Origin of the sequence: Pseudomonas sp. B20(2017) (assembly GCF_002113125.1) — a bacterium.
Classification (GTDB): Bacteria; Pseudomonadota; Gammaproteobacteria; order Pseudomonadales; family Pseudomonadaceae; genus Aquipseudomonas.
Window position 1 is genome coordinate 134,925 of the sequence record NZ_NEJP01000013.1, and the last position, 22,888, is coordinate 157,812.

The 22,888-nt window shown below is 62.7% G+C and carries 27 protein-coding genes; 12 read left to right on the forward strand and 15 right to left on the reverse strand.

Annotated features, from left to right (window positions below; all coding sequences use genetic code 11):
- Positions 1 to 22: 22 nt before the first annotated feature.
- The 4 genes from CAF63_RS19650 to CAF63_RS19665 all read left to right on the forward strand — a co-directional run bounded on the left by CAF63_RS19650 (position 23) and on the right by CAF63_RS19665 (position 5,186).
- A complete protein-coding gene (locus CAF63_RS19650) occupies positions 23 to 265 on the forward strand; it encodes an exodeoxyribonuclease VII small subunit (protein ID WP_007894317.1) in 243 nt (80 codons plus the stop codon).
- Positions 262 to 1,149: a (2E,6E)-farnesyl diphosphate synthase gene (gene ispA / locus CAF63_RS19655; RefSeq protein WP_085687993.1), complete on the forward strand. Its 888-nt coding sequence runs from the start codon at positions 262 to 264 to the stop codon at positions 1,147 to 1,149. Before CAF63_RS19650 ends, ispA begins: the two co-directional genes overlap by 4 nt.
- A 91-nt stretch (positions 1,150 to 1,240) precedes the next feature.
- Positions 1,241 to 3,139, forward strand: coding sequence for a 1-deoxy-D-xylulose-5-phosphate synthase (gene dxs / locus CAF63_RS19660; protein WP_085687995.1), 1,899 nt, complete (start codon positions 1,241 to 1,243; stop codon positions 3,137 to 3,139).
- Between the two features lie 163 nt (positions 3,140 to 3,302).
- A complete protein-coding gene (locus CAF63_RS19665; protein WP_085687997.1) occupies positions 3,303 to 5,186 on the forward strand; it encodes a TonB-dependent receptor domain-containing protein in 1,884 nt (627 codons plus the stop codon).
- A gap of 111 nt (positions 5,187 to 5,297) precedes the next feature.
- Here CAF63_RS19665 and CAF63_RS19670 read toward each other — a convergent pair whose 3' ends face one another.
- The 12 genes from CAF63_RS19670 to nrdR form a co-directional block, all read right to left on the reverse strand.
- Positions 5,298 to 6,098: a cobalamin-binding protein gene (locus CAF63_RS19670; RefSeq protein WP_085687999.1), complete on the reverse strand. Its 801-nt coding sequence runs from the start codon at positions 6,096 to 6,098 to the stop codon at positions 5,298 to 5,300.
- Entirely contained in the window at positions 6,098 to 6,517 is a 420-nt protein-coding gene (locus CAF63_RS19675) for an MFS transporter (protein ID WP_085688001.1), read from the reverse strand. The genes CAF63_RS19670 and CAF63_RS19675 overlap by 1 nt, the downstream gene beginning before the upstream one ends.
- Positions 6,514 to 7,131 (reverse strand): GTP cyclohydrolase II, encoded by a 618-nt coding sequence (gene ribA, locus CAF63_RS19680; RefSeq protein WP_007955551.1) that lies wholly within the window; start codon positions 7,129 to 7,131, stop codon positions 6,514 to 6,516. The genes CAF63_RS19675 and ribA overlap by 4 nt, the downstream gene beginning before the upstream one ends.
- Positions 7,132 to 7,263: 132 nt before the next feature.
- Positions 7,264 to 7,989: an ABC transporter substrate-binding protein gene (locus CAF63_RS19685; RefSeq protein WP_085688003.1), complete on the reverse strand. Its 726-nt coding sequence runs from the start codon at positions 7,987 to 7,989 to the stop codon at positions 7,264 to 7,266.
- A gap of 28 nt (positions 7,990 to 8,017) precedes the next feature.
- Positions 8,018 to 8,521 carry a phosphatidylglycerophosphatase A gene (locus CAF63_RS19690; RefSeq protein ID WP_011336134.1) on the reverse strand — a complete coding sequence of 168 codons (504 nt, stop codon included), beginning with the start codon at positions 8,519 to 8,521 and terminating at the stop codon, positions 8,018 to 8,020.
- Positions 8,518 to 9,483 (reverse strand): thiamine-phosphate kinase, encoded by a 966-nt coding sequence (gene thiL / locus CAF63_RS19695; RefSeq protein WP_085688005.1) that lies wholly within the window; start codon positions 9,481 to 9,483, stop codon positions 8,518 to 8,520. Before thiL ends, CAF63_RS19690 begins: the two co-directional genes overlap by 4 nt.
- Before the next feature lie 27 nt (positions 9,484 to 9,510).
- Positions 9,511 to 10,011 carry a transcription antitermination factor NusB gene (gene nusB, locus CAF63_RS19700; RefSeq protein WP_085688007.1) on the reverse strand — a complete coding sequence of 167 codons (501 nt, stop codon included), beginning with the start codon at positions 10,009 to 10,011 and terminating at the stop codon, positions 9,511 to 9,513.
- Positions 10,008 to 10,484, reverse strand: coding sequence for a 6,7-dimethyl-8-ribityllumazine synthase (gene ribE / locus CAF63_RS19705; RefSeq protein WP_085688009.1), 477 nt, complete (start codon positions 10,482 to 10,484; stop codon positions 10,008 to 10,010). The genes nusB and ribE overlap by 4 nt, the downstream gene beginning before the upstream one ends.
- A gap of 91 nt (positions 10,485 to 10,575) precedes the next feature.
- Positions 10,576 to 11,667, reverse strand: coding sequence for a bifunctional 3,4-dihydroxy-2-butanone-4-phosphate synthase/GTP cyclohydrolase II (gene ribBA / locus CAF63_RS19710; protein ID WP_007955569.1), 1,092 nt, complete (start codon positions 11,665 to 11,667; stop codon positions 10,576 to 10,578).
- A 16-nt stretch (positions 11,668 to 11,683) separates the two neighbouring features.
- Positions 11,684 to 12,361 (reverse strand): riboflavin synthase, encoded by a 678-nt coding sequence (locus CAF63_RS19715; RefSeq protein ID WP_085609113.1) that lies wholly within the window; start codon positions 12,359 to 12,361, stop codon positions 11,684 to 11,686.
- Between the two features lie 47 nt (positions 12,362 to 12,408).
- Positions 12,409 to 13,542, reverse strand: a complete 1,134-nt coding sequence (ribD, locus tag CAF63_RS19720; RefSeq protein WP_085688012.1) for a bifunctional diaminohydroxyphosphoribosylaminopyrimidine deaminase/5-amino-6-(5-phosphoribosylamino)uracil reductase RibD — start codon at positions 13,540 to 13,542, stop codon at positions 12,409 to 12,411.
- Positions 13,539 to 14,003: a transcriptional regulator NrdR gene (gene nrdR, locus CAF63_RS19725; protein ID WP_003228656.1), complete on the reverse strand. Its 465-nt coding sequence runs from the start codon at positions 14,001 to 14,003 to the stop codon at positions 13,539 to 13,541. The genes ribD and nrdR overlap by 4 nt, the downstream gene beginning before the upstream one ends.
- A gap of 128 nt (positions 14,004 to 14,131) precedes the next feature.
- On the opposite strand from nrdR, the gene CAF63_RS19730 reads away from it, so the two are divergent.
- Genes CAF63_RS19730 through trxA form a run of 3 tightly spaced genes read left to right on the forward strand, consistent with a single transcriptional unit; the run spans position 14,132 to position 16,161 of the window.
- Positions 14,132 to 14,596: a YbaY family lipoprotein gene (locus CAF63_RS19730; RefSeq protein WP_085688096.1), complete on the forward strand. Its 465-nt coding sequence runs from the start codon at positions 14,132 to 14,134 to the stop codon at positions 14,594 to 14,596.
- Positions 14,593 to 15,249, forward strand: a complete 657-nt coding sequence (locus tag CAF63_RS19735; protein WP_085688014.1) for a methyltransferase — start codon at positions 14,593 to 14,595, stop codon at positions 15,247 to 15,249. The genes CAF63_RS19730 and CAF63_RS19735 overlap by 4 nt, the downstream gene beginning before the upstream one ends.
- A gap of 39 nt (positions 15,250 to 15,288) precedes the next feature.
- On the forward strand, positions 15,289 to 16,161 hold the full coding sequence (trxA, locus tag CAF63_RS19740; RefSeq protein WP_085688016.1) for a thioredoxin: 873 nt from the start codon (positions 15,289 to 15,291) through the stop codon (positions 16,159 to 16,161).
- 4 nt (positions 16,162 to 16,165) lie between these two features.
- On the opposite strand, the gene CAF63_RS19745 is transcribed toward trxA, so the two are convergent.
- Positions 16,166 to 16,525: a hypothetical protein gene (locus CAF63_RS19745; protein ID WP_085688018.1), complete on the reverse strand. Its 360-nt coding sequence runs from the start codon at positions 16,523 to 16,525 to the stop codon at positions 16,166 to 16,168.
- 135 nt (positions 16,526 to 16,660) lie between these two features.
- Here CAF63_RS19745 and CAF63_RS19750 point away from each other — a divergent pair, with 135 nt between their 5' ends.
- The 5 genes from CAF63_RS19750 (at position 16,661) to CAF63_RS19770 (ending at position 20,823) form a co-directional block, all read left to right on the forward strand.
- A complete protein-coding gene (locus CAF63_RS19750; protein ID WP_007955585.1) occupies positions 16,661 to 17,254 on the forward strand; it encodes a DUF2796 domain-containing protein in 594 nt (197 codons plus the stop codon).
- Positions 17,255 to 17,394: 140 nt separating this feature from the next.
- Positions 17,395 to 18,105, forward strand: a complete 711-nt coding sequence (locus CAF63_RS19755) for an ABC transporter ATP-binding protein (RefSeq protein WP_007955587.1) — start codon at positions 17,395 to 17,397, stop codon at positions 18,103 to 18,105.
- A 1-nt stretch (position 18,106) separates the two neighbouring features.
- Positions 18,107 to 19,372, forward strand: coding sequence for an ABC transporter permease (locus CAF63_RS19760; protein ID WP_085688020.1), 1,266 nt, complete (start codon positions 18,107 to 18,109; stop codon positions 19,370 to 19,372).
- An 11-nt stretch (positions 19,373 to 19,383) separates the two neighbouring features.
- Positions 19,384 to 19,902: a DUF3299 domain-containing protein gene (locus tag CAF63_RS19765; RefSeq protein ID WP_085688098.1), complete on the forward strand. Its 519-nt coding sequence runs from the start codon at positions 19,384 to 19,386 to the stop codon at positions 19,900 to 19,902.
- A gap of 222 nt (positions 19,903 to 20,124) precedes the next feature.
- A complete protein-coding gene (locus tag CAF63_RS19770) occupies positions 20,125 to 20,823 on the forward strand; it encodes an OmpW family protein (protein WP_085613361.1) in 699 nt (232 codons plus the stop codon).
- Positions 20,824 to 21,001: 178 nt separating this feature from the next.
- Here the strand turns inward: CAF63_RS19770 and CAF63_RS19775 are convergent, their stop codons facing one another.
- Together CAF63_RS19775 and CAF63_RS19780 are read right to left on the reverse strand one after the other, a co-directional pair.
- Complete coding sequence (locus tag CAF63_RS19775) at positions 21,002 to 21,931, reverse strand: NAD-dependent epimerase/dehydratase family protein (RefSeq protein ID WP_085688022.1); 930 nt, start codon at positions 21,929 to 21,931, stop codon at positions 21,002 to 21,004.
- The gene (locus CAF63_RS19780) at positions 21,924 to 22,808 is read right to left on the reverse strand and encodes a sugar nucleotide-binding protein (protein WP_085688024.1); all 885 of its coding nucleotides are present in this window, start codon (positions 22,806 to 22,808) and stop codon (positions 21,924 to 21,926) included. The genes CAF63_RS19775 and CAF63_RS19780 overlap by 8 nt, the downstream gene beginning before the upstream one ends.
- Positions 22,809 to 22,888: the final 80 nt, after the last annotated feature.

Sequence of the window (22,888 nt, forward strand, 5' to 3'; positions counted from 1 at the left end):
ACGTCAACCGGAATTAGCCGCCATGGCCCGCAAAAAAGCTGCACTGGATTTCGAACAGTCCCTCGCCGACCTGCAAACGCTGGTGGAGCGTCTGGAGAACGGTGAATTGTCGTTGGAAGACTCGCTGACCGCTTTCGAGCAGGGCATCGGCCTGACCCGTGACTGCCAGGCGGCGCTGGCCCAGGCCGAGCAGAAGGTGCAGGTGTTGCTGGAGCGCGATGGCGAACTCGCCGAGGAACCCTTCGACGCGGATCAGCCAGAATGATTGCAGCGTATTCGGCCACCAGCCAGGCGCGCGTTAACGCGGCACTGGAAACCCTGTTCAACGCCCCGCTGCCAGAACTGGCGCGCCTTTATGAAGCCATGCGCTACAGCGTGATGAACGGTGGCAAACGCGTGCGTCCGCTGCTGGCCTACGCGGCGTGCGAAGCCCTTGGCGGCAAGGCCGAACAGGCCAACGGCGCGGCGTGTGCGGTTGAGCTGATCCATGCTTATTCGCTGGTGCACGACGATTTGCCGGCGATGGACGACGACGATCTGCGTCGCGGCCAACCGACCACCCACAAGAAATTCGACGAAGCCTGCGCGATTCTGGCCGGCGACGGCTTGCAAAGCCTGGCGTTCAGCGCCCTGCTCGACCCACGCCTGAGCGACCTGAGCGCGGATATCCGTCTGCAACAGGTCACAGCGCTGGCGCACGCGGCAGGCCCGGCCGGCATGGTCGGCGGTCAGGCCATCGACTTAGGCTCGGTTGGTCTCAAGCTCAATCAGAAAGCGCTGGAACAGATGCACCGGCACAAGACCGGCGCGCTGATCGAAGTCAGCGTCAAACTCGGCGCCCTGGCCAGCGGCCGTGCCGAGAAGGATGAATTGAAGTCCCTGCAGACTTATGCACAGGCCATCGGTCTGGCATTCCAGGTCCAGGACGACATTCTCGACGTCGAAAGCGATACCGAAACCCTCGGCAAACGCCAGGGTGCCGACATCGCTCGCGACAAGCCAACCTACCCGGCCCTGCTCGGCCTTGACGCAGCCAAGGCTTACGCTCTGGAACTGCGCGATCAGGCCCTGCACGCGCTGCGACCGTTTGACGCGGCTGCCGAGCCGTTGCGTGATCTGGCCCGGTATATCGTCGATCGGCGTAACTGAAGGCTAATCAGCCAAAAAAGACCAACGCGTGGGCAGGGGGCGATGCATCAGGTAAACTGCCGCATCTTTTATACCTATAACGATTCGCCTGATGCCCACGACGTTTCATGAGATTCCCCGCAAGCGCCCGACCACGCCCCTGCTCGACCGCGCGAACACGCCGGACGGCCTGCGCCGGTTAGGCGAAGCCGAGCTGGAAACCCTGGCTGATGAGTTGCGCCTGGAATTGCTCTACACGGTCGGCCAGACCGGTGGGCATTTCGGTGCCGGCCTGGGCGTCATCGAGCTGACCATCGCGTTGCATTACGTCTTCGACACCCCGGACGACCGGCTGGTGTGGGACGTTGGTCATCAGGCCTATCCGCACAAGATCCTCACCGGTCGTCGCGAGCGCATGGAAACCCTGCGCCAGAAGGACGGCATCGCGGCCTTTCCGCGCCGTTCCGAGAGCGAGTACGACACCTTCGGCGTCGGCCACTCCAGCACCTCGATCAGCGCCGCGCTGGGCATGGCCATCGCCGCCCGCCTGCAGAACAGCGATCGCAAGGCGATTGCGGTGATCGGTGACGGCGCACTGACCGCTGGCATGGCGTTCGAGGCGCTGAACCACGCGCCGGAAGTCGACGCCAACATGCTGGTGATCCTCAACGACAACGACATGTCGATCTCGCGCAACGTCGGCGGGCTGTCGAACTATCTGGCGAAGATCCTTTCCAGCCGCACTTACGCGAGCATGCGTGAAGGCAGCAAGAAAGTGCTGTCGCGCCTGCCAGGGGCCTGGGAAATCGCCCGTCGTACCGAAGAATACGCCAAAGGCATGCTGGTCCCCGGCACCCTGTTCGAAGAATTGGGCTGGAACTACATCGGCCCGATCGACGGCCACGACCTGCCGACCCTGATCGCCACCTTGCGCAACATGCGCGATCTGAAAGGCCCGCAGTTCCTGCACATCGTCACCAAGAAAGGCAAAGGCTTCGCCCCGGCGGAAGTCGACCCGATCGGTTACCACGCCATCACCAAGCTCGAACCGCTGGACGCCCCGGCCGCTGCGCCGAAAAAGGCCGGCGGGCCGAAGTATTCCGGCGTGTTCGGTGAATGGCTGTGCGACATGGCCGCTGCCGACCCGCGTCTGGTGGGCATTACCCCGGCGATGAAGGAAGGCTCGGATCTGGTGGCGTTCAGCGAACGTTTCCCGCTGCGCTACTTCGACGTGGCGATTGCCGAGCAGCACGCCGTGACCCTCGCGGCCGGCATGGCCTGCGAAGGCGCGAAACCGGTGGTGGCGATCTACTCGACATTCCTGCAACGCGGTTACGACCAGTTGGTGCATGACGTCGCGGTGCAGAACCTCGACGTGCTGTTCGCCATTGACCGCGCCGGTCTGGTGGGCGAAGACGGCCCGACCCACGCCGGCAGTTTCGACCTGTCTTACCTGCGTTGCATCCCGGGCATGGTGATCATGACCCCGAGCGATGAAAACGAACTGCGCAAGATGCTCACCACCGGTCACCTGTACAACGGCCCGGCGGCGGTGCGTTACCCGCGCGGCACCGGCCCGAACGCGACCATCGAGAAAGACCTCGAACCGATCGAGATCGGCAAGGGCGTGGTTCGCCGTCAGGGCAGCAAGGTCGCGCTGCTGGTGTTCGGCGTGCAAATGGCCGAAGCCCTGAAAGTAGCCGAGACGCTGGACGCGACCGTGGTCGACATGCGTTTCGTCAAACCGATGGACGAAGCACTGGTGCGCGAGATCGCCAACAGCCACAACCTGCTGGTGACCATCGAAGAGAACGCGATCATGGGCGGCGCCGGTGGCGCGGTCAGCGAATTCCTCGCCCGCGAGAACATCCTCAAGTCGGTGCTGCACCTGGGCTTGCCGGACGTTTACGTCGAGCACGCCAAACCGGCGCAGATGCTGGCCGAGTGCGGGCTGGACGAGGCCGGGATCGAAGCGGCGGTGCGTGAGCGCCTGGAGTTGCTCAGCCGCTAACTCGCTAAACACACTATCCCTGTGGGAGCGGGCTTGCCCGCGAAGAGGCCGGCACATCCAACATCAATGTTGATTGTGCCGACGCCTTCGCGGGCAAGCCCGCTCCCACGGTGTTTTGTGTCACTAGAAACTTTGTGCACACCAGAAATACCAACGGACTCCGATGAACCTCTCGCGCCTCGCCCTGCCCCTCCTGCTGCTGCCCTCCGCCAATGCCCTCGCCGACTCATTCGAACGCGATCAGGCCCTGAAGCTGCCGGACGTGCTGATCAGCGCCAACCGCCAGGTCGAAGCGCGCAACGACAGCAGCGCCGCCAACACCGTGTTCACCCGCGAAGACATCGAACGCCTGCAACCTCGTAGCGTCACCGACCTGCTGCAACGGGTGCCGGGCGTGCAAGTGGCGCAAACCGGCGGACGCGGCAGCCTGCCGGGGATCTACATTCGTGGCACACAATCGGCGCAGAGCCTGGTGCTGGTCGACGGCCAGCGCATCGGCAACTCCACCTCCGGCGACAGCAACCTGCAACACCTCAACATCGAGCAGATCGAGCGCGTTGAAGTACTGCGCGGTTCGCGCTCGGTGATTTACGGCAGCGACGCGATTGGCGGGGTGATCCAGATATTCACCCGGCGCGGCGGCGAACAAGGCTTGCAGCCGCGAATGCATGTGGGATTTGGCAGCAATCAGACCTGGGAACGCAGTGTCGGTCTTTCCGGCGGTGACGAGAAAACCCGTTTCAACCTCGGCGCCAGCCTCGATGAAACCGCCGGCCTCGACCGCACCCACGAGTCGTATCCCAGCGACAGCGATCACGACGCCTATCGCAATAAATCCATCAGCCTGAGCCTCAGCCACGCGCTGACCGATGACATCGAAGTCGGCGCCAACCTGCTGGATAACCGGGGCAAAAGCGAGTTCGACAATCCGTTCGGGCGCTTCGACCCGGTGACCTTCGACTCTGTGCAACAGCAACCGTACAGCGATTTCACCGTCAGCAGTTTCAGCAGCTACATCGACGCTCGGCTCAACGAGCGCTGGAAGTCGCGCCTGGAACTCGGCCACAGCGAAAACCGCGAGAAGTCTTTCGACAAGCTCAGCGACGAACGCTCGGTGTTCAACACCTACCGTGATTCGGTGACCTGGCAGAACGACCTGACCCTCGATGCGCGAAACAGTCTGATCCTTGGCGGTGACTGGTACGAAGACCGGATCAACAGCAGCACCGCGTTCGACGAAGACAGCCGCTGGAACCGCGCAGCCTTCATCCAACATCGCTTCCAGGCAGACAGTTTCTCCACCGAATTGGGCCTGCGTCGTGACGACAACCAGCAGTTCGGCGGCCAGAACAGCTGGAGCGGCACGCTGACCTTGCCGGTCAACCCGGACAACGATCTGCTGCTCAGCTACAGCGAAGGCTTCCGCGCACCGACCTTCAACGATCTGTATTACCCGGACTTCAGCAATCCCGACCTGAAACCGGAAACCTCGAAAAGCTACGAGCTGCAATGGCGCAGCCAGTTGAGCGACAGCAGTCGTCTCGAAGCCTCGCTGTATCGGACCGATCTGGAAGACGCGATCATCTTCGGCAGCAACTCACGCCCGGAAAACGTCGCTTCGGCGCGGATCAATGGTTTTGAAGCAGCGCTGAAGCAGGAACTGTTCGGCTGGCAGAGCAACCTGGGCGTGGCGATCATCGATCCCCGCGACCGCGACACCGGCCACACCCTGGCGCGACGTGCGCGGCGGACATTGAGCTGGGATCTGGATCGACAGTTTGATCGCCTCGGCCTTGGTGCCAGTTGGCAGGCCGTCAGCAGCAGTTATGACGACCTGAACAATCAGCAACCATTGGGCGGTTACGCACTGCTCGGACTACGCAGCAGCTGGGCGCTGAACCGCGAAATCAAACTGGATTTCAAGGTCGATAACCTGCTGGACAAGGGTTACAGCCGGGCGCTGTACAGCCATGACCGCAGTCAGTATGGCTATCGCGAGGAAGGTCGGGCGTTCATGTTCGGGGTAACCTGGACACCGCTACTCTGATCCAGAACTTGCGCTGCATTGACTGACCTCTTCGCGAGCAAGCCCGCTCCCACAGGGGGAACGCATTCCAAATGTGGGAGCGGGCTTGCTCGCGAAGAATGCACCTCGGTCTCAGCGGTCTGGCGCGATCAGCTGGCAGAGCTTGGCGGTCGCCTCGATCATCTGCCCGCTCGGGCGCTCCAGACCTTTATCGGTGACCAACAGCAGTTGCCTGTGCTTCACCGCTGCCACCTGCGGCCATGCGTTCCACGCGTCCAGTTGTGGCTGATCGCCGGCGAGAATCACTTCGGGATCACGCTGTAAAACCGCTTCGATGCTCACCTGCGGCGCTGGCAGGCTCAGGTCGCCGAACACATTGCGCGCGCCGCACACTTCAAGCGCATCGCTGATGATCTGGCCGCCACCGACGGTGTACAGCGGCTTGTCCCAGACTTGATAGAACACCCGCAGCGGCACTTCTCGCCGGTAGCGGTGGCGCAGCTCATCAAGGTCGCGCCGCAGCTCGGCGGCCCGTTCGACCCCACGCTCAGGACGACCAAGCTGTGTCGCGATGGCTTCAATCTGCGCGGTCAGCTGTTCGAGGCTGTGGGGTTCGGCAACGAAAGTCGGAATGTTCAAACGCTTGAGCTGATCACGCTGGGCCGGACCGACACTGCCGGGCCATATCAGCAACAAGTCAGGTTTGAGACTCAGCAGCCGTTCCATGTCGAGCTGGCCGTACCGACCCACCGAAGGCACGTCCTTGATCACCGATGGCCGCTCACCGGCATCCAGCACGCCGACCAACAGATCGGCCGAATCAAGCTCAACCACGATTTCAGACAGGGATGGCGCGAGGCTGACTACCCGCAGGGCGGCCAGCGTTTCACCGCTGACGGCCAGCAGCAGAACCGCCAGCCACAGGCGGCGCATCAAGCGAGTTGACGCGGGATACGATAGAGGTAGAACAGCACCGCCGTGGACAGCGCCAGCAACATCAGCGGCACCGCCTCCAGACCGACGAACACCGCCAGTGCGCCAATCCACGCCGGTAGCCCTGCCGCAAGAAAAGCCGTGCGGCGACGCGCCGCGAGGGCAATCCAGGCTGCGGGTTCTTCAGGGGTATCGAGGGCTTTTTGCGTGGCGATCAGCGCATGTTTGTAGCGACCAAAAAACTTCAGACTGACAAACATCGAAGCCACGCCGGCAATGAACAACGGCATCGCCAGCACCGGCATGATCGCCTCGCTCTCGCCGAACACAGCATTGAGGACGAACAGCGGCACCAGTGCCAGCGCCAGGTACTTCCACCAGGCGACCGACAGACGGCGCCGCACTTGCCCGCGGGTCACGCCCGGTCTACCTCGCCCTGATGCTCGTTGCCCATCATGTGGTCGAGCTTGCTGGCCTTGGTCGCCAGATAGAGTTTGTTGTGCGGGTTGTGGCCGGTGTGCAGCGGCACGCGCTCGGCGACGACGATGCCCATGTCGGTCAGGGCTTTGACCTTGCGCGGGTTGTTGGTCATCAGGCGCAGGGATTTCACGCCCAGATGCTCAAGCATCGGCAGGCACATGGCGTAGTCACGCTGGTCGGCGGCAAAGCCCAGACGCTCATTGGCTTCAACGGTATCGGCACCGCCGTCCTGCAATTCGTAGGCACGGATCTTGTTCAACAGACCGATGCCACGTCCTTCCTGACGCAGGTACAACAACACGCCACGACCTTCGCGGGCGATGGCCTTGAGGGCGCCTTCGAGTTGCGAACCGCAGTCGCAACGCTGGCTGAACAAGGCATCGCCGGTCAGGCATTCGGAGTGCAGACGGCCGAGTACCGGGGCACCGTCGGCAATCTCACCCAGGCTCAGCACAACGTGCTCGCGACCGGTGGCTTCATCGAGAAAACCGTGCATGGTGAATTGCGCAAAAGGTGTGGGCAGCTTGGAAGCGGCGACAAAAACGACAGGCACCGGTGTGCTCCTGATCTGAAAAGTCCGAGATTCGCTGGGCGGCATTGTAACAGCAGGTTCCCGCAGGCGCTTAGGCTGAATTATCGGGGATAACTATCAAAAAGTTTGATAACAGGCCCTTCGTCATCGCTCCTACTCGAACGGATACGGTTGCTTCCAGCGCGCGAAGATCGGCTTCAGCTCGCCGCTTTTCACCAGTTGCTCCATGCGCTGGTCGTAGATCGACATCAGTGCGCGGGCTTGTGGGGTGTCGGCGAAACCGAGATATAGCGGCAATTCCGCCAGATGCGAGTAACGGTACTGCGACGGATCGGCGGCGTTTCTCACCACCGCTTCGATTTCCGTCAGCGCATCGATGTAGTAATCCGCCCGCCCCTGCTTGAGCATCGACAGAATGCCGGTGCGGCGCTCGATCTGGTTGAAGCGTTTGACGTTCGGCAGGTAGGTTTCGTAGCGATAGCCGCGTACCCAGGCCAGTCGGTACTTGCCCAGCGTCGCCTGGGTCGGCGGTGGATTGCTGGCCAGGCCGAGCGCGTAGATGTGGTCGGAATCGAAATTCCATTTCGGGTACAGCACCTGCTCGGCTTCACCGCGATAGGAACCGACCAGTGCATCGACCTCCTTCAACTGCACCAGTCCTACCGAACGGGTGTAAGGCACGGTGCGGATATCCAGGGTCACGCCGGCCGGTTCGAACACTTTGCGCAACACATCCCAGCCCAGGCCATGACCATCGGCGGCGGTGTAGTCTTCCCAGTCCTCGCTGGCCAGGTGAATGACCGACGGCGGTGCGTCCTGTGCCTGGGCCATGGCGCCAAGCAAGGTCATAACCACTATCGCCAACCAGCGTCGAGTCATCCCTGTGTCCCTCATCCACGCCTGGAAATCAGGCGAAAACCCACACCAGTCCCTGCATCGCCAGCCAGGCAAACACGCCGGCCAGCACGTCGTCGAGCATGATGCCGACGCCGCCGTGAACATGCCGGTCGATCCAGCGGATCGGCCACGGCTTGAGAATGTCGAAGAAGCGGAACACCAGGAACCCGGCGAGCAACCAGTACCAGCCTTCCGGCACCAGCCACAGGGTAATCCACATCCCGACCATTTCGTCCCAGACGATGCCTTCGTGGTCGTGCACCCGCAGATCGTCGGCCACTTTACCGCACAGCCAGAAGCCGAACAGCATGGTGATCCCGAGCATCAGCCAGTAACCCCAGTCGGGCAGCATCTGCCATAACGGGATAAAGGGTAGCGCAACTAACGAGCCCCAGGTGCCCGGCGCCTTGGGCAGGGTGCCCGAGCCGAAACCGAACGCGAGGAAATGCCAGGGATTGCGCCAGACCGACGGCGGAACGAATTCGGCCGGAACCTGTTTCGGGTGATCTGTCACGGTGACTCCTGAAAATGTTGATAACCCCGGATTTGCGGGGTGATGTCATGCCCGTCGCGATCCAGCAGCACCACGCCCTGCCCTTGCGTAACGCGGCCGATCACATGGATCGGCCAGCCATCGGCGAGCAGCGCAGGCAACTCGACGGGCGGCAAGGTAAAGGCCAGCACGTAATCATCGCCACCACTCAACGCCGCACGTTCGGCACCGCGCTGACCGAGAAACGCCACCAGAGCATCCGACAGCGGAACACGCTCGCGCTCGACTTCGAGGCGAACCTTCGAAGCCAATGCGATATGACCACAGTCGGCGAGCAGCCCATCGGAGATATCCAGCGCCGAAGTGGCCTTGTCACGCAGGGCCTGACCGAGGGCGAGTTGCGGTTGCGGCGACCAGTAATGATCGAGCAGCGGCTGGGCGATGTGAGGCTCGGCGTCACGCTGACGTAACACCAGCGGCAAGGCCCCGGCGGCATTGCCCAGTTCGCCGCCGACACACAGCAGATCGCCCGGCTGCGCGCCGCTGCGGGTCAGCGCTTTGCCGGCCGGGACGCGGCCGAACACGGTGACGGTCAGGCTCAACGGCCCGCGCGTCGTGTCGCCGCCGACCAGTGCCACGCCGCAGCCCCGCGCCATGCGATTCAAACCGCGAGCATAGGCTTGCAGCCAATCGGCAGTCACCGTCGGCAGAGTCAGGGCAAGGGTAAAGCCGACGGGCGTGGCGCCCATGGCAGCGAGGTCGCTGACCGCCACGGCCAGCGAGCGCTGACCGAGCAGAAACGGATCGCAGGGATCGGCGAAATGCACGTCGGCCACCAGCGTATCGGTGGAAACCGCCAGCTGTTCCCCGGAAGGAACCGCCAGCAAGGCGCAGTCGTCGCCGATTCCCAGTGCAACGCCCTCGCCGCCCTGCGCACAAGGCGCGGCGGCGAAGAAATTGCGGATCAGCTCAAACTCGCCCATGGCCGAGAAAAAGTATTCAAGCGCGAATCAGCGCTTGAACGCCTTCACTTCAGCTTCACGCAGGCGCGGAGCCAGCTTGTCGAGCACGCCGTTGACGAACTTGTGGCCGTCGGTCGAACCGAACACTTTGGCCAGTTCGATACCTTCGTTGATCACAACGCGGTATGGCACGTCGACGCGCTTGAGCAGTTCCCAGGTGGACAGGCGCAGAACCGCCAGTTCAACCGGGTCCAGCTCTTCGATCGCCAGATCCAGGCAAGGCGTCAGTGCGTTGTCGATTTCGGTGCGGTTGGCCGGAACCCCGTGCAGGATTTCGCGGAAGTAAGCACCGTCGACATCGGTGAAATCGTTATCGACCCGGAATTGCGCTTCGATCTCGTTCAGCGAAGCCTTGGCCATGTGCCATTGATACAGGGCCTGAGTCGCGAGCTGACGGGCTTCGCGGCGCTTGGCGCTCTTCGATGGCTTGCCGGCATCCGCAGGTTTCGGATCGCGCGGGTTGAAACGATCGCTATCGTCGCTAATCACTTGGCCTCCAACTGCGCCAGCAGGCTGACCATTTCCAGAGCGGACAGGGCAGCTTCAGCACCTTTGTTGCCGGCCTTGGTGCCGGAACGTTCGATGGCTTGCTCGATGGAGTCAACGGTCAGGACGCCGAAAGCGACCGGTACGCCGAACTCCATGGACACCTGGGCCAGGCCCTTGGTGCACTCGCCAGCCACGTATTCGAAGTGCGGAGTACCGCCACGAATGACCGCGCCCAGGGCGATGATTGCTGCGAACTCACCTTTCTGGGCGACTTTCTGCGCAACCAGCGGGATTTCGAAGGCGCCAGGTGCGCGGATGATGGTGATGTCGCTTTCGCTCACGCCGTGGCGAACCAGGGCATCAACTGCACCGCCAACCAGGCTTTCAACCACGAAGCTGTTGAAACGGCCCACTACCAAAGCGTAGCGGCCTTTAGGGGCGATGAAGGTACCTTCGATGGTCTTCAGGGTCATTCGTCAGATCTCTTAAAGAGCCGGGACGCGTCTGTTTCGCGTCCCTCAGTGATTTATTTGCCGCGAACTCGGAGCCGGAAACAACCGGTCATTATTCGGAGGGCACGTATTCTACAACTTCCAGATCGAAACCGGATATCGCATTGAACTTCATCGGCGCGCTCATCAAACGCATTTTGCGCACGCCGAGGTCACGCAAGATCTGCGAACCGGCACCGACGATGCTGTAGGTGGTCGGTTTTTTCACCGCCGCCTGATCGCCGGTTTCGCGAATGTGCGCCAGCAACACGTCGCCATCCAGCGGGTGACCGAGCAACAGCACCACACCGCTGCCGGCCTCGGCGACCGCAGCCATGGCGGCGCGCAGGCTCCAGCGGCCCGGTTGCTTGACCATCAGCAGGTCGCGCAGCGGGTCCATGTTGTGCACGCGAACCAGGGTCGGTTCTTCGGCGCAAACGGTGCCCAGGGTCAGTGCCATGTGCACGTCGCCTTCCACGGAATCACGATAGGTCACCAGGTTGAATTGGCCCAGTTCGCTGTCCAGCGGCTGCTCGGCAATCCGCTGAACGGTACGTTCGTGGATCATCCGGTAGTGAATCAGGTCGGCGATGGTGCCAATCTTGATGTCGTGTTCAGCCGCAAAAGCTTCCAGCTCGGCGCGACGGGACATGGTGCCGTCATCGTTCATCACTTCGCAGATCACGCCGCTCGGCTCGAAACCGGCCATGCGCGCCAGGTCGCAGGCGGCTTCGGTGTGACCGGCGCGAGCCAGGGTGCCACCGGCCTGGGCCATCAGCGGGAAGATGTGGCCCGGGCTGACGATGTCTTCGGCTTTCGCGTCTTTCGCTGCGGCCGCTTGCACGGTGCGTGCGCGGTCAGCGGCGGAGATGCCGGTGGTCACGCCTTCGGCCGCTTCGATCGAGACGGTGAACTTGGTGCCGAAACCGGAACCGTTGCGTGGTGCCATCAGCGGCAGCTTCAGGGTTTCGCAGCGCTCGCGGCTCATCGGCATGCAGATCAGGCCACGGGCGTGCTTGGCCATGAAGTTGATGTGCTCGGCCTTGCAGCATTCGGCGGCCATGATCAGGTCGCCTTCGTTCTCGCGGTCTTCGTCATCCATGAGGATGACCATCTTGCCTTGGCGGATGTCTTCAACCAGTTCTTCGATGCTATTGAGCGCCACAAGGCACCCCCTTCAGTCAGGATTTGAGGTAGCCGTTGGCGGCCAGAAAGCTTTCAGTGATGCCACCGCCAGGCTTTTGTGAAGAGTCAGGCTCAGCGGCCCTGTCGCCCAGAAGCAGACGCTCCAGATAACGCGCCAGCAGGTCGACTTCCAGGTTCACCCGGCGACCTGGCTTGTAGGACGCCATGATGGTTTCGCTCAGGGTATGCGGGATGATCGTCAGCAGGAATTCGGCGCCATCGACCGCGTTCACGGTCAGGCTGGTGCCGTCGACGGTGATCGAGCCTTTGTGGGCGATGTACTTGGCCAGTTCCTTCGGCGCGCGGATGCGAAATTCCACGGCGCGGGCATTGTCGCTGCGCGAAACCACTTCGCCGACACCGTCGACGTGACCGCTGACCAGATGCCCGCCGAGACGGGTGGTCGGGGTCAGGGCTTTTTCCAGGTTGACCGGGCTGCCGCTTTTCAGGTCATTCATGGCGGTGCAGTCGAGGGTTTCGCGACTGACGTCGGCGGCGAAGCCGTTGCCCGGCAGTTCAACCGCGGTCAGGCACACGCCGTTGACCGCGATGCTGTCGCCGAGTTTGACGTCGCTCAGGTCGAGCTTGCCGGTTTCGACATGCACCCGCACATCACCACCCTTTGGGGTCAGTGCGCGGATACTGCCGATGGATTCGATGATGCCGGTAAACATGGGGTTCTCCTTGAGAACGAAGCCAGCGCTAACGCGATGGCCGGGAATTATACGCTCGCCGATGAGACAGGGATTGCAGTGACTCGCCAGTCATCGCCAACCGCGCGAATTTCAGTGATTTTCAGCTCCGGCGCATCCTTCATATAGGCGAGCGGCCAGTCCAACAGCGGACGCGCCATGGAGCCGAGGAACTTACCGGCGATGAAGATCACGAACTCGTCGACCAGACCGAGCTGGGCAAACGCGCCCGCCAGTCGCGGACCGGCCTCGACCAGCACTTCGTTGACGCCACGGCTGGCCAGCTCGATCAGCAACTGGTGCAGATCGACCTGACCATCATCGCCCGGCACGATCAGGCATTCCGGACCGTGGGCGTACTGTTCTTCGATGGCTACGCAGGTGGCGACCAGCGCCGGGCCGGCCTTGAAGAACGGCGCATCCAGCGGCACCCGCAGACGCCCGTCGATCAGCACCCGCAACGGCGGACGGCTCAGGGCCAGCGCGGTTTGTTCAGCATCCAGCCCCAGCTCTTCGCCGCGAACGGTCAGGCGAGCACCGTCGGCCAGCACCGTGTCGGCGCCGGTCAGCACCACACTGGCCTGGGCGCGCAGACGCTGCACCGCCGAACGCGCGGCAGGGCCGGTGATCCATTGGCTCTCGCCGCTTTCCATCGCCGTGCGGCCGTCGAGGCTCATGGCCAACTTCACCCGCACAAACGGCAAGCCGTGTTCCATGCGCTTCAGAAAACCTTGATTGAGCTTGCGCGCCTCAGCTTCCAGTACGCCGCTTTCGGTGGCGATGCCGGCATCGGCCAGACGCTGCAGACCACGCCCGGCGACTTGTGGATTGGGATCGCGCATCGCCGCGACCACCCGGCCAACACCGGCATTCACCAGTGCATCGGCGCACGGCGGCGTACGGCCGTGATGGCTGCAAGGTTCGAGGGTCACGTAAGCCGTGGCGCCCCGGGCTTGCTCACCGGCGGCGCGCAGGGCGTGGACTTCGGCGTGGGGTTCGCCGGCGCGCTCATGCCAGCCTTCGCCGACAATCTGCCCGTCGCGCACGATCACACAGCCGACCCGTGGATTGGGATGAGTCGTGTAGTGTCCCTTGCGCGCCAGCTCCAGGGCCCGGGCCATGAAGTGGGCGTCGAGGATGGCCTGCTCGGCGGCGGTGGTCATTCTTTCACCGGTTCGCGGGCAAGGCGGTCGATCTCTTCGCGAAATTCGTTGAGGTCCTGGAAGCGGCGGTACACGGAAGCGAAACGGATGTAGGCGACTTCATCGAGCTTTTGCAGCTCGGCCATCACCAGTTCGCCGACCACGAGGGACTTGACCTCGCGCTCGCCGGTGGCGCGCAGCTTGTGCTTGATATGGACCAGCGAGGATTCGAGGCGCTCGACGCTCACCGGACGTTTCTCCAGGGCGCGTTGCATGCCGGCGCGGAGTTTTTCTTCGTCGAACGGTTGGCGGCTGCCGTCGGTTTTGATCAGGCGCGGCAACACCAGTTCGGCCGTCTCGAACGTCGTGAAACGTTCGCCGCAGGCCAGGCATTCACGCCGGCGGCGCACCTGTTCGCCCTCGGCGACCAGACGCGAGTCGATGACCTTGGTGTCGTTGGCACCGCAGAAGGGACAGTGCATGGTGGCTGGCAACAAAAAAAGGGAGGGCCATGGTAGCGCATCCCGGTGGCAAGACAAGCCATAGGCTTTGCGGTATACAGACTGCCATGATCGATTGATCCATGGATTTCATTTTGCTGGAGCCGCCAATGTCCCTACGACCGCTCGTTTTGCTCAGTGTTTTCAGCCTGCTGGTGGCCTGTGGCAGCGACGCGCCCAAGCCTCAGCCGCCCACGCCGGGCCCGGCGCCGCAACAGGCGCAGAAAAAAGCCCGGGAAGCCGCCGACCTCGGCCCGCTGCCGGCGTATCAGCGCGAACTGAGCGGCACCCTGCAAGGCGTGCCGGCCGGCGCCGAAGTCGAACTGGCGCTGCTGGTGATCGACGAGAAGGATCGCCCGCAACAATTGCTCGCCAGTTCCAGCCTGATCGGCAACAACCAGATTCTGCCGTTTCACCTGCGCTTCAACCCCGAATCCTTCCCGGTTGGCGCGCGGGTTGAATTGCGCGGCCGCGCCAGCCAGTCCGGCCAGTTGATCCTGCACCTGCCGTCGCAGACCATCACTCAGCCGACCACCCAGGCGCTGGGCCAGCTGCAATTTATCAAAGCACCATGAATGCACCGTCAGACCTGCAACAGTCGCTGGGCGAATTGCTCGGCGACGCGCGACTGAAAGCCTGTGCGTTGCCGGACACCGATTTGCAGCTCTGGCTGATCGACGGCGACAACATGGCGCGCGAATTCAGCCAGGAGGAAACCCAACGCATCCTGCATGAACCGCCCTACTGGAGTTTCTGCTGGGCCAGCGGCCTGGCGGTGGCGCGCTATCTGGCGGAGTTTCCCGAGTGGGTTCGAGGCAAGCGAGTGCTGGATTTCGGCGCCGGTTCCGGGATCGCCGGCATCGCGGCGGTGAAGGCCGGGGCGCTGGAAGTGGTGGCCTGCGACCTTGACCCGCTGGCGATTGCCGCCTGTCGGGCGAATGCCGAACTCAATGATGTGCAGATGAGTTACTCCACGGACTTCTTCGCCGAGGCGGATCGCTTCGATCTGATCCTGGTGGCCGACGTCTTGTACGACCGGGAAAACCTGCCGCTGCTCGACGCCTTCCTGAGCCGTGGCCGCGAAGCGCTGGTGGCGGATTCGCGGGTTCGGGATTTCCGGCATCCGCTGTACCGGCGCATCGAAATGCTCGAAGCCATGACCCTGCCGGATCTGGCCGAGCCCGAAGAGTTTCGCCATGTCAGCCTCTACCATGCGGCCCGCGCCTGACCGTATAGTTGCCCCATTCACGCTTTTACGAGATTCCCCATGAGCCAGCAAACGCCGTACATCTTCGACGCCACGACGGCCGACTTCGACCAGTCGGTAATCGAGGCTTCCTTTCAAAAACCGGTGCTGGTGGATTTCTGGGCCGAATGGTGTGCGCCGTGCAAGGCGCTGATGCCGATGCTGCAAGGCATCGCCGAGAGCTATCAGGGCGAGTTGCTGCTGGCCAAGGTCAATTGCGATATCGAGCAGGACATTGTTGCCCGCTTCGGCATCCGCAGCCTGCCGACCGTGGTGCTGTTCAAGGACGGTCAACCGGTGGACGGTTTTGCCGGTGCGCAACCGGAATCCGCCGTGCGCGCCCTGCTCGAACCGCATGTGCAGATGCCGGCGCCGTCCGCCGCCGATCCGCTCGAACAGGCTCAGGCACTGTTTGAAGAAGGCCGTTACGCCGACGCGGAAGCGACACTGGTTACGCTGCTGGGCGAAGACAACACCAATGCCAAGGCGCTGATCCTCTACGCTCGATGCCTGACCGAACGCGGTGAGCTGGGCGAAGCGCAAACCGTGCTCGACGCGGTCAAGAGCGACGAACACAAGGCTGCACTGGCTGGTGCCAAGGCGCAGATCAAGTTCCTCGGCCTGGCCCGTGACCTGCCGGATGCCGCCGACCTGAAGAGCCGTCTGGCGCAGAAGCCGCAGGACGATGAAGCGGTGTATCAACTGGCGATCCAGCAACTGGCCCGTCAGCAATACGAAGCAGCGCTGGACGCACTGCTCAAGCTGTTCATCCGCAACCGCAGCTACGGCGAAGGCCTGCCGCACAAAACCTTGCTGCAAGTGTTCGAACTGCTGGGCAACGATCACCCGCTGGTGACCGCTTACCGGCGCAAGGTGTTTGCGGCGCTGTACTAAGCGCTTACTCGATCCAGCTGTAGAGCGGCGTATCCCCGCCGCTCAGCACTTTCACATCGGATGAATGACGCAGGCGCACCAGCAGGCGCTTGCCCGCCGCCGCGCTGCCGGTCAGCCCTTCAAGCTGATCCAGCAATTCCGGCCCGCTGAGTTGCCCGGCCTTGCGCAGCAAATCCCTGGCGACCTGCCACAACGCGTCATCCTGATTCACCGGTTTCGCCACAGGCGCCGCCGCTGCTGCTTGCGGCTGGGCTGCCTGCACTTGCACGCCAAACTGCGAACCGAGCCGCGCCCAGTCGCTTTCATCCAGTTCCAAGGTCAAATCCACCGGCAACTCGCCGACGGTTCCGCGTATCCGCAACATAAGCTTTTCTCCCGCACATTTCTGACCTGCATGCTCCCATGGGACTTGTGTAACGCCAAGCGGGCGGGCAAACTCTGCGCACTTTCGTTATAAGATTACATAACAAACTTTTCACTTTACTTCCCGGAGACAGCCATGCGTCGTCTGCTGCTCGCTTTGCCGTTTGCCCTGTTGCCGCTGGCCATCGCCCATGCCGCCGATGAGCATGATCACGACCATGAGCACGGCAGTCTCGGTGCCCACGAACATGGCGTCGGTCGCCTGAACGCCGCCCTCGACGGCCAGACCCTGGAGCTGGAGCTGGAAAGCCCGGCGATGAACCTCGTGGGTTTCGAACACGTCGCCACCAGCGATGCCGACAAGGCCAAGGTCGCAGCCGCGCGTGCACAGCTCGAAAAACCGCTGGCACTGTTCAGCCTGCCGGCCGCCGCCGGTTGCAAGGTCACCAGCCAGGAACTGGAAAGCCCGCTGTTCGGCGACAAACCGGATGCCGACGACCACGACGAAGAGGAAGCCGGCAAGGACGGTCACGAGCATCATCACGACCACAGCGAAATCCACGCTCACTACCAGTTCAGCTGTGCGGCGCCGGGTGCGTTGAAAACCCTGGATCTGGCGAACCTGTTCAATACCTTCCCGGCCACCCAGAAAATTCAGGTACAACTGATCAGCCCGAGCGGCCAGCAAGGCACGGAAGTGACGGCCAAGGCCGCCGCCCTGAAATTTTAAATCCACCGAAATCCCCCTGTGGGAGCGAGCCTGCTCGCGAATGCAATCGGTCCGTCGATATCGATGTTGACTGATCCAGCGCTTTCGCGAGCAGGCTCGCTCCCACACAGGGTTTTGTGTCAAACAACGAAAACGGCGCCATGACCCAAGCACTCATCGAACTGTCCGACCTGGGCTTCAACTGGCCCGGTCACCCGCCGCTGCTGGACATCCCGGCGTTTCGTCTGGAAGCCGGCGAAACCCTATTCCTCAAGGGCCCCAGCGGCAGCGGCAAGACCACCCTGCTCGGCCTGCTCGGCGGGGTGCAGAAACCCGGTCGCGGCAGCATTCGCCTGCTCGGCCAGGAGCTGACCGAACTGGGTGCCGGCGCCCGTGATCGCTTTCGCGTCGATCACACCGGCTACATTTTCCAGCAGTTCAACCTGCTGCCGTTTCTCTCGGTGCGCGAGAACGTCGAGCTGCCGTGCCACTTTTCAAAACTGCGTGCCGAGCGTGCGAAGCAGCGTCATGGCAGCGTCGATCAGGCCGCCGCCACCCTGCTTGCCCACCTGGGCTTGAAGGACGAAAGCATTCTGAGTCGCCGCGCCGATTCGCTGTCGATCGGTCAGCAACAGCGGGTCGCCGCTGCACGCGCATTGATCGGTCAGCCGGAACTGGTGATCGCCGACGAACCGACCTCGGCACTGGATTACGACGCCCGGGAAAACTTCATTCGCCTGCTGTTCGCCGAATGCCGCGAAGCCGGGTCGAGCCTGTTGTTCGTCAGCCACGACCAGAGCCTGGCGCCGCTGTTCGACCGTCACCTGTCCCTGGCCGAACTCAATCGCGCCGCCACGTCTGCCGAGGTCTGAGATGTATCTGTTCCGCCTGGCCATGGCCAGCCTCGCCAACCGTCGTTTCACCGCCCTGCTCACCGCTTTCGCCATCGCGCTTTCCGTCTGCCTGCTGCTGGCGGTGGAGCGGGTGCGCACTGAAGCCAAGGCCAGTTTCGCCAGCACCATCAGCGGCACCGACCTGATCGTCGGCGCCCGTTCCGGGTCGGTGAACCTGCTGCTGTATTCGGTGTTCCGCATCGGCAATGCCACCAACAACATTCGTTGGGACAGCTTTGAACACTTCGCCAGCAATCCGAAAGTGAAGTGGGCGATCCCGATGTCCCTTGGCGATTCCCATCGCGGCTACCGGGTGATGGGCACCACCGAAGCCTATTTCGAGCATTACCAGTACGGTCGCCAGCAGCATCTGGAACTGGCGGACGGCCGCGCCTTCGCCACCGATCCGTTCGAAGTGGTGCTCGGTGCCGAAGTGGCCGAGGCCCTGCATTACAAGCTCGGCGACAAGCTGGTGCTGGCCCACGGCGTGGCGGCGATCAGCCTGGTCAAGCACGACGACAAGCCGTTCACCGTGGTCGGGATTCTCAAGCGCACCGGCACCCCGGTGGATCGCACGTTGCACATCAGCCTCGGCGGCATGGAGGCGATTCACATCGACTGGCACAACGGCGTGCCGGCCCGTGGTAACGGTCGGATCAGCGCCGATCAGGCACGCAACATGGACCTGACGCCGCAAGCGATCACCGCGTTCATGCTCGGCCTCAACAGCAAGATTTCCACCTTTGCCCTGCAACGGGAGATCAATGAATTCCGTGGCGAGCCGATGCTGGCGATCCTGCCGGGCGTGGCCTTGCAGGAGTTGTGGAGCCTGATGAGCACCGCCGAAAAAGCGTTGTTCGTGGTCTCGCTGTTCGTGGTGCTGACCGGGTTGATCGGCATGCTCACGGCGATTCTCACCAGCCTCAACGAACGCCGTCGCGAAATGGCGATCCTGCGTTCGGTGGGCGCGCGGCCCTGGCATATCGCAAGTCTTTTGGTGCTGGAAGCCTTTGCTCTGGCGCTGACCGGGGTGATCGCCGGGCTGGCGTTGCTGTACCTCGGCATCGCCGCCGCTCAGGGTTATGTGCAGGCCAATTACGGCTTGTATCTGCCGTTGGCCTGGCCAAGCGGGTATGAATGGACGCTGCTCGGTGGCATTCTGGCTGCCGCGCTGCTGATGGGCAGCGTGCCGGCCTGGCGCGCGTATCGCCAATCTCTGGCCGATGGCCTGTCGATCCGTTTATGAGGATGTTCACCATGCCCCGCGCCGTGCTTGCGCTGCTGTTGCTGGTCGCCCTGCCCGTGTGGGCGGCGGCGCCGAAAGACCTGACCTGGTCGGAGATGATCCCGCCGGACGCGGCGCCCGAAGTGCCGAACATGACGCCGCTGCACGACCTGTCGAAGATGAGCGACGCGCTGTCCGCCGAATCGGCGCCGGCAGCCAAGCAGGACATGCCTAACGCACCGGTAGTGCAAAGCCTCGACGGCCAGAACATCCGCCTGCCGGGCTACATCGTGCCGCTGGAAGTCAGCGAAGAAGGGCGCACCACGGACTTCCTGCTGGTGCCGTATTTCGGCGCCTGCATCCACGTGCCGCCACCGCCGTCGAACCAGATCGTGCACGTGAAAAGCGAACTCGGCGTGAAGCTTGACGAGCTGTATCAGCCGTACTGGGTCGAAGGGCCGTTGCAGGTCAAGCAGTCCACCAGCGAACTGGCCGATGCCGGGTATCAGATGGATGCGGACAAGATTTACGTCTATGAGCTGCCGGAGTAAGTCCGGTAATTCTGTACTGTTTGGCCCATTGTCTTCGCGAGCAAGCTCGCTCCCACAGTTGACCGAGCTCTAATGTGGGAGCGAGCTTGCTCGCGAAGGGGTCGGCAAAGGTTCCACAAAAAAACTGCCCATCACTGTTTCATTGAGCTGAGTCAAAAGACCGTATCAGACGGATTCGTACCATAGGACATCAAACATTTTTAACGTCCTTTGGGAGCTTCCATGAACAAGTCCTTGCTCAGCGCCTCGCTGTTTGCCCTCGCGCTCGCAGCCCCGCTCGCCCACGCCCACGAAGCCGGCGACATCATCGTTCGTGCCGGTGCGATCACCGTCAACCCGAAGGCCGACAGCTCCAGCGTCAAGGTCGATCAGGGTCCGCTGAGCGGCGCCAACCTGGGCGGCAAGGCGACCATGAGCAGCGACACCCAACTGGGCCTGAACTTCGCTTACATGCTGACCAACAACATCGGTATCGAGCTGTTGGCCGCGTCCCCGTTCGAACATGACGTGAAGCTCAAGGGCACTGCCCTGCCCGCCGCCAACGGCAAGCTCGGCACTCTGAAACACTTGCCGCCGACCCTGAGCGTCGTCTACTACCCACTGGACGCCAAATCAGCGTTCCAGCCGTACATCGGCGGCGGCATCAACTACACCTGGATCTACGACGAGCACGTCGGCAGCGAAGCCCAGTCCAACGGCTTCAGCAACTTCAAGGCGAAAAACTCCTGGGGCCTGGCCTGGCAGGTCGGTGCCGACTACATGCTGACCGACAACATCATGCTCAACGCCCAGGTGCGCTACATCGACATCGACACCCGCGCCACCGTCGAGAACAACGCCGTGGCTCCGGGCACCCGTGCACGGGTGAATGTGGACGTTGATCCCTTCATCTACATGGTTGGTCTAGGCTACAAGTTCTAAAGAACGTTCACGTGGTGGTGAATGAGGCTTGGTGGCGGGCAGGCTCAGAACTGACGGCGATATTACGCAATCGACCGGGGAGCAAGCTCCCTCGCTACAGGATACCGGTGTGAACGCCGAATTCCGGCCGTGAAAAAGGCGCCTGTCAAAAGGCGCCTTTTTCATGTCTGCAAGAAGCTCAGCGGCCGAGCAGACGGGCCAGGCCGACGTTCATCGGTGTTGGCGTCGGGCACTTGAATCGCTCAAGCAACCGACTGTTGTTCGCCCGCGAATGGCGAATGTCACCGGAGCGCGCCGGGCCGTAGCTGACGGGCGGCAACTCGCCGACCACCGCTTCGAGCGCGGTCAGCATCTGCTTGAGATTGGTCGCCTGATTCCACCCGACGTTCACCGCACCGACGTCCACTTGCGGCTTTTCGATCGCCTGCACCAGCACGTCGACCAGGTCTTCGACATACATGAAATCCCGTGTCTGCTCGCCATCGCCGAACACAGTGATCGGCAGGCCTTTCTGCGCGCGTTCGCTGAAGATGCTGATCACCCCGGAGTACGGCGAGGACGGATCCTGGCGCGGGCCGAAGATGTTGAAGAAACGGAAGATCGCCGGTTCCAGACCGTGCTGGCGGCGGTAGAAATCGAAATACTGCTCGCCGGCCAGTTTGTCCGACGCATAAGGCGTCAACGGCGCCTTGGGCGTGTCTTCGTCAATCGACTCGCCTTCGCCATTGTTGCCGTAGACGGCTGCGCTGGAGGCGTACAGCACACGTTTGACGCCGGCCTCGCGCATGGCTTCGCAAACGTTCAGCGTGCCGATGAAATTGCTTTGGTGGGTTTTCACCGGATCGTCCACCGACGCCTGCACCGACGCCACGGCGGCCAGATGCGCGACAGCGCTGCAACCCTGCATTGACTGTGCGACCAATGCGGCGTCGGCCACATCGCCGACGATCAACTCGACCCTGGGATTATCCAGCGGCAAATTGCTGCGCTTGCCGGTCGACAGATCATCGAGGATCCGCACCGAATGGCCCTTGGCAAGCAGCGCGTCAGTCAGGTGCGAGCCGATGAAACCGGCGCCGCCGGTGATGAGAACAGGGCCTTCAGCCATGACGATAAAACCTATCCAGTAAGCCCGGGAGCGCGGCACGCCAGGCGCGCGGCTTGATCCCGAAAGTGTGCAGAATTTTCTTGCAGGCGAGCACCGCGTGTTGCGGTTCTTCGGCGGCATCCGGCCGCGCGGCGTGGGCCTGGGCGGTCGGGGCTTCGATGGCCAGCGGGTGCAGGCCGCGCGCTTCGGTGAGAATCGCCTGGCCCAGCGCCAGCGGCGTGGTCGCCTCGTGGCCGGCGTAGTGGTAAGTGCCCCACAGCGGCGCGGCGCAATCGAGTTGCTTGAGCACCGAGATGATCACCCGCGCGGCATCGTCGGCCGGGGTCGGATTGCCACGGCGGTCATCGGCCAGCAGCAATTCTTCCGGCTGTTCGGCGCGGGCCAGGAAACGTCCGAGGATGCCTTCCGGACTGTCATCGAGCAGCCAGCCAAAGCGCAGCAGCACGTGTTGCGGGCAGGTGGCGCGTACGCTCTGTTCGATCCGCCACAACGCCTGACCGCGCAGGCCCAATGGCACCGGTTCGTCCTTTTCGCTGTAGGCGGTGGCGCGGGAGCCGTCGAACACTCGATAACTGGACGGCTGCACCAGCACGATGTTGTGGTGCTGGCACAGTTCGGCCAGTCGCTCGATGGCGCGTTCTTGCCCGGCCAGACGGCTTTCGCTGACGGCCTCGGCCTGAAACCAGTCGAAATAGTAGGCGAGGTTGATCAACGCATCGGGACGGGTGTCGTCGAGCAATTGAGTCAGGCTCGCGGCATCCCAGCCGTCTTCGGGCGGGCGGGGGGCGAGGAAACCGATGTCTTCCTCTGCACCGAGGCGAATCAGCGCCTGCCCAAGGGCATTTCCGCCGCCCAGTAACATAAGGCGCATTCGCATAGAGTCAGCAGGCCCAGTCTGATTGGAACGATGGCTTTGGCGACGATGCTCGTGGCAGCGTCGTCGATAATTGCCGGAAT